The sequence below is a fragment of the Sinomicrobium pectinilyticum genome, assembly GCF_003725735.1.
GTDB lineage: Bacteria > Bacteroidota > Bacteroidia > Flavobacteriales > Flavobacteriaceae > Sinomicrobium > Sinomicrobium pectinilyticum.
Window position 1 is genome coordinate 1 of the sequence record NZ_RJTM01000202.1, and the last position, 10216, is coordinate 10216.

Annotated in this window: 1 protein-coding gene; it reads right to left on the reverse strand. The window is 48.9% G+C overall.

Annotated features, from left to right (window positions below; all coding sequences use genetic code 11):
• Positions 1–10216 (reverse strand): Ig-like domain-containing protein (locus tag ED312_RS24030; RefSeq protein WP_170164613.1); only part of this gene is annotated, 10216 nt, incomplete at both ends.

Here is a 10216-nt window from a genome sequence, read left to right on the forward strand (position 1 = left end):
GATTACAGGCATCTCCACAGGCGTTGTTGCCGTATCATCTACAGCTAACAAGCCACCGTTGTTGCCGCCTACACTTACAGTTACCGTAGCTGCATTGGATTCAAAGCCATTCTCATCTTTTACAGTATAAGTGAAAGTATCATCGCCTTCGAATCCGGCTGCAGGAGTATAAGTCACCATTCCGGTAACAGGGTCTACTTCTGCCGTACCATTTCCGGGAGCATCCACGATCACTACAGTAGCAGGATCGATAGGGGCTTCTCCCGGAACATCGTTAGCCAGGACATCTATATCTACAGGTATATCAACAGGCGTATTGGCCATGTCGTCTACCGCAGTAATTAACTGACAATCATCTCTTGCTATAAAGGTTATACTCTTACGGTCAGCTTCGGCAGTTTCACAGAAACCGTCACCGCTTACACCAACACTATAAGTATGTTCACCTGGAGCGAGTCCGGCAAGGGTCAATACTCCGGTTTCACCTCCCGCAACCATATTTCCTGCTTCATCATACCAGTGGAATACAGGATTGGTTACCGTACTTCCGGGAGTAAGGGCAGCAGTAATAACCACATCCGGAGTAACATTGAGACAAACTTCTCCGTCTCCGTTTGTAGTTTCTATTTCTATTCCGGCGATATCGCCAGCAGGTACCGTAGGTCTAATTTCCACGGAAACTTCGGCAAGATCCCCTGCCGGGTTTTCGCAACCATTGGCACCTTCTACACTTACATAATAAGTATACGGACTATTGCTGCTATCTAAACCACTTATGGTAAGTACACCATTAGCATCTACGGCATAAGCAACATCACCGTCACTGTCTCCGTCGGCTATGGGCTGCGTTTTGTCCGCATCGAGATACCATCTGAATACGGTACCTTGTGCGCTTGAAGGTGTCAGGACCACATTATCATCAGCACAAACCGGATCTTCATTACCGGTCACGGCGATATCACCTGCCCCCGGACCGTCATTAACAGTAACATTAAATGCTATCCGTTCCGGGCTCGGACATCCGGAAGCTTGGTCTACAACTTCTATGAAGTATGTAAATTCACCGGTAACATCGGAAGGTACTTCAAAGTTGCTTCCGGTATACAATAACTCATCATCACTGTTATACCATCTTAACACAGTACCTGCCGCAGGTGTGGCAGTAACCACAAACGCTTCTCCTTCGCATACTTCTACAGGATCGGGTATATTCAATTCCGGAGCGGCCTGTAATATTTGTGCTCCGTATATATCCACACTTTGCAATAAGGTGGCTACACCGGCTGTATTACGGATCTCTACCCTGTCATAAGCTCCGGTAGCAGGAATCAATACCTGGCCGCGTTCCCCACCGGTCAGCAACCGGATTTCCAGGAGCGGGTTATCCAGGCTGAACTGATCTACCTGAGTTGTTCCGTTAAATAGGGTAACCGTAATGGCCCCGAGAACATTGATGTCTCCAAGTCCGACGGCCGTACCTATATCCACAAGGACACTGTCTCCGGCCTTACCGGTATGAGAGAATATAAGGGTCTGGTATACCGATCCGGAACCAAGTCCGGCAGGCATAACCAACCTTGTAAAGTTATCCGTATTATCGTCAATGGAATTTGTCGGATTCTGAACCGAACACAACACACAACCGAGAGTTGTTCCGTTGATCTGCGAATCCGCTATATAACATTCTTCCGGCGGTGTCGGCAGATCGGTAACATGGAGTACTACCTGTGTTATTTCAGACACGCAAGCTCCGTCTTCTATAACCACATAATATGTAAATGTACCAACTGTTCCTGTTGACGGAACATAAGAGGTTCCCCTGAATACTTCTGCAGTCAGTTCCTCATCAGTATACCATACGGCCTCACCTGTACCGAGACCTGATACTTCAAAAGGACTCGCATCATCCCCAACCACTACGAACTGCTCCGGTGGTGTAACCACAGGTGCTGCCTGGGGCGCACCGACCGTTACTTCTACCTGGGCCAGGTCGCCGGCAGGGTTTTCACATAGTTCCGCAGACTCTACACTCACATAATACGTGTAAGTCCCTTCGGTTAGCCCGGAAAGTGTGAGTATTCCTTCTGCAGAAACCCCATCCACGATCTCACCGGTTTTATCAGCATTGGCATACCAACGGAATACAGGGTCTGTTATACCGGTAGTCGGAGTCAATACAAGGTCATCGTATTCACATATTTCAGTTACCCCGTCTATACTTATATCGGCAGCAGAGGCGTAATCTTTAACCGTTACGGTAACTTCCGTACGCGTAAGGCTAACACAATCGCCGTCTCCGACAGCTTCTACATAATAAACCGCGTTTTCCGTAACGGCAGTAAGTTCAAAATCATTCCCTGTAAATACGGGAGTTCCCCCGGAAGCAGTCTCATACCAGTTGTACTCCAGGTTATCCTGAGGATTGAGTATGGACAATACCGCATCTTCTCCTTCACATACCATGACATCGGACTCGGATACTTCGGGAGCTGCGAGTTCATTTCCTATGGTTACCTGTACTGTTGCCAGGTTGCCGTCAAGGCTTCCGCATACGTTGTCTCCTTCCAGGCTAACATAGTAATTGATAACTGTTCCTTCGGCAAGACCTTCAACAGTCATATCACTTCCGTTAACCGTATATGTAGCTCCGTCCAACACCATATTATCCGTGATCTGCTGCGTTCCGGCCGCATCGAGGTACCATGTAAATACAGGGTTTTCGACAGTTATGGCAGTATTTACAGCAGCTGACAAGGCCACGGGAGAGCCAAGGCATTGACTGAGATCTCCGGGAAGCTCTATATCTTCCGCAGTTATCTGGTGCTGAACAGCTATAGTAACCGCTACAGCTTCATCTGCTGAATTTTCGCAGGTATCGTCGTTCTGAACTGTAATATAATATGTATACAATCCGGCTGTCAACCCGCTTTGTTCGAATACGGGCCCGGTAAATACCGGATCTCCTATGAGATCTTCGTTATCATACCAGTTGAATACCGGATTTGTAACAGTTGTACTGGTTGCTTCCAATACGGCAGTTTCCCCGAAGCAGATCACCTGATCGCTTGTTTGTATGTCTGCCGCAGTAGCCCCGGGATTCACTGTTACGGATACTTCCGCCAGGTTCCCCGCAACGTTTTCACAACCATCTTCACCATCTTTTACACTTACATAATAAGTATGTGTTCCTACCGGCAATCCGCTGATGGACAGCTCTCCGTTATTAATTACATACGTAACTCCGTCGGCATCAGCTACCGGGTTTTCTTTATTCTGGTCTGTGTACCATGCGAACACCGGGCTGGTCATTCCTTCTGCCGTAGCGGTGATCAGTACATCTTCTTCTTCACAATAGTCAGGATTATCAGTCTCCAATGCAATATCATCTGCTGTCGGAGCTTCATTTACCTGGATAGTTACCGCGATACGGCCGGATTCTTCACAACCGTAACGTACAGGTTGTACATATACGATATGTTCTCCGGGAGTCCAGTCGGCCGGAACTTCAAATTCCAGGTTTCCTTCTCCTATTATATTTCCGCCGTTTCTCGCATCGTACCATACATAAGTAGTACAGTCATCAGCCGGTGCGGTAAGATTCACGGTTCCACCCTGACAGGCCTCTACGATATTATCGCCGGGATTATTGCCTTCCAGCTGAATACCGGGAACGCGCTCTATTTCGTAAACATTAACTCCTTCCAGGGCCGAAGCGAGTCCTCCGAGCTGTATGGAAACCCTGTCAAATGGCTGGTCTACTTCAGTAGCTACTTCCCATCGGTCCCCTCCTCCGAGGAGTTTCAGGCTTAAAAGTCCTTCCTGAACCGATACCTCGTGCACCGGAGTGTTGCCCATATAAGCAACAATTTTAATTCCGGTAGCTACACCGAGGTCAAGCAAACCGGCATCCTGATCGGCAAGGACCACACGAATGGAATCTCCGGAAACAGAAGGTGCCGGATAAACCGTAGTCAAATGAACATAACCGGCTACCCCTACATTCTGACGTAACAGGGCTGCTGTAGTTATATCACTGTCTACCGCATTCTCTTCGGCGCTAACTCCATTTAGAGTACCCAAGGCACCTGAGGTAACCCCGGTCATTATATCTTCCACGATATTACATTCAGCGAGAGTTTCCACTGACTGGTTTACATACGCTTCATGTATATTTATAACACCTCCGGCCAGCAATGCACCGGATACTTGTACCCTGACGGCGTTAAAGCTGACAGCAGGATCCGGGCTTCCGACAGGAACCACTATATCCGCTTCGTTCTGTCCTGCAAGTAAATTGAGCAGTACTCCTCCGGACAATTCTGCCGGTGCTCCTACTGCAACATTACCATTGTAGGCCTGTGCCGTAATAGTTACACTACCCAGCAATGAAAGTGTAATATCCGTACTCACCCTTACATGTAACGCATCCCCGTTGGCAGGACTGTATGTTCCTCCGAACTGAAGTGTTTGCGTATTTGTTCCGAAGAGTGACGGGATAGGAATGGAACTGAATGTTTCCAGATTACTATCTACCGCATTAGCAGGATTATTAACACCGCTGGATGTCTGAGTACCGGCATATACCCTTTCATAAGCCGGGAGACATTCTTCCGGTATAGAAGGTTCGGTAACAATAAGTGTTACCTGGGCTGGACCGGATTCTTCTCCGGTATCCGGATCACGGACTACCGCATTATAGGTATATGTTCCGGGAGTCAGTCCCGGTCCGGCAGTAAACTCTTCTCCTGCGGCAATCTCGTTCCCGTCTGCATCTTTCCAGAAAATTTCCCCGTTCGGATAATCGGTAGATGCCGTAAAGGTTACTGCCCCACCTTGTTCTATCGTCGCTGTTTCCGGATCCACGGTCGGAGGCAGTAATTCACCGGTAGCCGGTTCAACGGTTACTACGACTTCGGTAGGATCGGATACTTCTCCGCTGTCCGGATCAGTTACCGTTACCGTATATACATGCTCCCCTACGGGAAGGTCATTCGGTGTAGTGAATTCAGGTGTTGTGGCCACTTCATTGCCATCCGGATCGTACCACGTATAGGTTACATCGGGATTGTCATGACTCGCCGTAAAGGTTTCGGTCTCCCCTTCCTCTAAAGTAGCCGAAGGCGGTGTTACCGTTGGCGGTAACAACGTACCGGTAGGTACTACACTTACAGGTACTTCGGTAGGTGCGGATTCTTCCCCACTAGCCGGATCGGTTACGGTTACCGTGTAGACATAATCTCCCACCGGAAGATCATTCGGTGTAGTGAACTCAGGTGTTGTGGCCACTACATTATCATCCGGATCGTACCAGGTATAGGTTACATCGGGATTATCGTGACTGGCCGTAAAGGTCTCCGTATCTCCTACCATAACCGTTGCAGAAGGAGGAGTTACCGTTGGCGGTAACAAGGTACCGGTAGCCGGTTCTACTGTTACTACAACTTCGGTTGGATCGGATACTTCCCCGGTGTCCGGATCAGTTACCGTTACCGTATACACATGCTCTCCTACGGGAAGGTTATCCGGTGTAGTGAACTCAGGTGTGGTGGCCACTTCATTGCCATCCGGATCGTACCAAGTATAGGTTACATCAGGATCGTCAGGATGAGTAGCCGTAAAGGTTTCAGTTTCTCCTTCCTCTATAGTCGCTGCAGGCGGTGTTACTGTTGGCGATACCAATCCGCTTGCGGGTTCTACCGTTACCGGTACTTCGGTCGGTATGGATTCCTCACCGGTATTCGGATCGGTTGCCGTAACTGTGTACGTATGATCTCCTAACGGGAGGTCCGCAGGGGTCGTAAATTCTGGCGTAGTTGCCACCTCATTACCATCCGGATCATACCATGTAAAGGTCACATCCGGGTTGTCATGGCTGGCCGTAAAGGTCTCCGTATCTCCTTCAGGATAGGTTGCAGACGGCGGTGTTACCGTAGGCGGCAACAGGTCACCCGCACCAATTACGGTTACCGGTACTTCAGTCGGATCAGATACTTCTCCGGTATTCGGATCAGTAGCTGTCACCGTGTATGTATATTCTCCTACGGGAAGGTCCGCAGGGGTCGTAAATTCTGGCGTAGTTGCCACTTCATTACCATCCGGATCATACCAGGTAAAGGTGACATCGGGATTGTCATGACCGGCTGTAAAGGTTTCCGTATCGCCTTCGTTGAGTACTGCAGATTCCGGCGTCACTGTGGGTGGCGCTAAAGTACTTGCAGGTTCTACGGTCACCGGCACCTCTGTCGGGTCAGATACTTCTCCGCTATTCGGGTCAGTCGCTGTCACCGTGTAGGTATGATTTCCTAAGGGAAGATCGGCAGGGGTGGTAAATTGCGGAGTGGTTGCCACTTCATTACCATCCGGGTCATACCAGGTGAAGGTCACATCCGGGTTGTCGTGACTGGCCGTAAAGGTCTCCGTATCTCCTTCAGGATAAGTTGCCGAAGGTGGGGTCACTGTAGGCGGTAACAGCGTACCGGCAGGCTCCACTGTTACCGGAACTTCTGTCGGTGCGGATACTTCGCCGCTATCCGGATCGGTTACGGTTACCGTATAGGTATAATCTCCCACCGGAAGATCACTCGGTGTGGTAAATTCAGGTGTTGCCGCTACCTCATTACCATCCGGATCGTACCAGGTATAGGTTACACCAGGATTGTCATGACTGGCCGTAAACGTTTCCGTATCTCCTTCGGCAATTACCGCAGAAGGAGGGTTTACGGTAGGCGGCAGTAAGCCGCCACCGGCTGTTTGTACGGAAACAGGCACTTCCGCAGGAGGCGAAACCACTCCTGTTCCCGGGTCGGTTGCAGTCACCGTGTATGTATAGTCTCCTACCGGAAGATCGGCAGGTGTTGTGAATTCAGGTGTTGTAGCTACTACATTTCCGTCCGGATCATACCAAGTAAAGGTAACTCCGGGGACATCATGTGTAGCAGTAAACGTCTGGGTATCTCCTTCGTCAATAACGGCTGAAGGAGGAGTTACCGTAGGCGCCGCCAATACAAGGGGCTCTACAGTCACCGGTATTTCCACAGGATCGGATTCCGCTCCTGTTACCGGGTCTCTTGTGGTAGCGGTATATACGTAATCTCCGGGCAGAAGATTATCGGGGATAGTAAATTCCGGGCCTACAGCCACTTCATTGCCATCCGGATCGTACCAGACCACCTCGGTACCGTCGGGGGACAATCCGTTGAAAGTCACAGTTTCTCCCTGGGTAATTGTTGCTCCTATCGGATCGATAACCGGTGGCATCAATACCATTACGGTTACTTCGGTACGGGCCGGGCTGATACAGCTTTCTCCCGCAACTGCTTCTACATAATAAGGAGTGTCCGCAGTAACACCGCTTACTTCAAAAGTATCGCCGGTATGCAGCAATTCGCCGTCGGCAGCCGCATCGTACCAGTTATAAGTTATATTTTCATCCGGATCTAACACCTGTAAGGTCGCAGACCCTCCCGGTGCCGCCCATACATTGGCAGATACTACCTGTGGTGCTTCCGGGCTTTCCAGTACGTTAACGGTTACTTCGGTACGGGCAGAAGCCTCGTCCGTACAACCGTTTTTGGAAAGAGAAACATAGAATGTATTTGTTCCGAGTTCGAGATTCGCGGCTTCGATAGTAAACGGATTACCCGATCCTACCAGATTTCCCCCAGTCTCGGCATCGTACCAGTTATACACGACATTTTCTGTCGGGAAATCTATTTCAAGGGTAACATCTTCACCCACACAGGCAGTTACATCCGATCCTCCGGCAATTACCGGGGATGGAGCTACACGGCCTATCTCGTAGACACGTAATGCGCTCAGTGCAGTAGCAAGGCCTTCTCCTATAGATACCTGGATACGGTTGAAAGGTACATCGATAGGATAGGTTATCACTTGTATGTCCGAGGTACCCGGTAACAGGCTCAAACGAAGAATATCCGCATCAAGATCTAAAGCACCGTTATCCTGATTATCCAGGAACGTCCTTACTGTCAATGAACTGGACAACAGACCGAGATCCAAAAGACCTCCGGGATTCTGGAAAGCGACGCGAATAGAATCTCCGGTAGTAGATACCATCTGGTACAATGCCGTAATATGCGTTTTACCCGCTACACTAACCGTAGCATGTAATTCCGCAAATGTAGATTCATCCCCGTCGATAGCATTCTGAGGATCATCAACAGCATTTACCCCACCGGCAAGTGATGCTTCACTACCCCAAAGGATATCTGAAGCCGTATCACAGGCTACTCCGTCTCCAGGTTCGTTAAAGTAGGCACCATATATATTCACTCCTCCTCCAAGAGCTATACCAGATGAATAGATTCTTACACTATTATATGGCACACCAGGAGCAGGCAGTACAATATCTGCCTGATCTGCTCCATTTAATAACCCAATAAGATTACCTAATGTTATCGCTTCCCCTACAGGATCGTCATTATTATATGCCTGTAATGTAAGACCTGTAAGCAAATCTAGCAAACCAGTATTTGTACCTATTTTCACATGTACCGGATCGTCTGGACCAGGTTGTTGTGTAGTAAAATCCAGTTTTTGCCAAACCTCGCCTAAAATGGTAACAGTCAAAGTTGAATAATCATCTTTGTTTCCATTAGCTGCCCTACCGGGATTAGTTACATTAGCCAGCAGAGGAGTCCCTCCGTTAGTTTGGCCATCCGCATACACCCTAACCGTAGGAATTCCCGCTACCGGCGCATCCATAACGCTTACTGTCACCGGATATCTTTCCGGCTCGACGAAACCGTCTCGGCTTACTTCTACATAGTATGTAGTATTTTCGTTTAATTCCGGTGTAGTCAGTTCATTACCACTGGCCAGGAGTGTTCCTCCTTCCGGCTGGTCATACCATGCCAGGCTGGTTTCCGCAACGGGTTCCGCTACTACCGTAGTAGATGTTCCGGGAGTAGTTACCAGACCGGAAACTATATTCGGTTTCACAAACTGTATCCTTGCCCCGTATACCCTGAGGTTACTGAACAGGTCTACCAAAGCAGACGAATTTAATTGCAGACGGTCAAAATCGGCACCCGGGGTAAAGGTCAGTACATACTGGTCCGTAGAACCGGGGAGCAATTGCAGGTTTATTAATTCTGCACTATCCGCAAGGTCATCATTTGCATTTTCACCGTTAAAACTTTGCAGGGTAAGTCCGTCGAAAAGGCTGGCATCAATAACGCCACCGCCAAGGCCAACTACCAGTTGTGTATTATCACCGTGAAGTCCCTGAAGCGGGAAGTCAAAGAGGTTCATCTGAATTCCTCCTGCAACGCCTGCAGTCTGGTTCAGTATCGCATAAGTAGTAGGATCTCCATCCGCTGCATTGTCCGGATCTGTTACATTACAGATCAGGCATCCGCCGAAAACGTTCCAGTTCTGCGCTAATGCCCAAGTATCGTTGGTAGCAAATACCTTTACCGGGAAACGTTGCGGATCGACAAAACCATCACGGCTTATCTCTATATAATAGGTAATATTTTCATCTAAGACAGGTGTGGTAAAGGAATTACCCGTCGCTATAGGGTCTCCCCCTTCGGCATCGGCAAACCAATCCAGGGTGGTTCCCCCGTTCGGAGATAATTCCACCGTTGTAGAATTTCCGGGCATGATTACATTACCGGAAACTATATCCGGATCCGGGAATTTTATTCTGGCCCCGTATAACCTCAGATTATTAAGAAGATCCAGAGTAGATCCCATTTTTACCTGAACACCATCGAAAGCCACTCCCGGCGAAAAATTCAGAGCATACCTGTTACCATCTCCCGGAAGAAGACTTACATTCAATAATGCCGATGCTTCTATCGGTTCTCCTACAAGTTCGCCGCCATCCATGGCTTGTATTGTAATGGCCCCTAACAGGCTGGCATCAATAACACCGCTTTCCGGACTCAACACTACCTGTATAAAATCATCGGCTGTGCCGCGGAACGGGAAACCGGTCAGGTTTTGTGTTATGGAAGAACCTACTCCCGCAGGTATATTAAACTGTGCATAATTGGTTAAATCCGTATCTACCGCAAAGTCAGGATTTTGCAGCGTACATAGCAGGCAAAGCCCGTCAATGTTAAAATCCTGTATCGTGGCCCAAAGTCCGCTTTCAGGGAATTCTCCCCCGGGAACATCCTGTGCACGGTCCAGTTCATAGACATGCAGCCCTTCAAAAGCACTGGCAAGTCCCGCATCAAACGATACT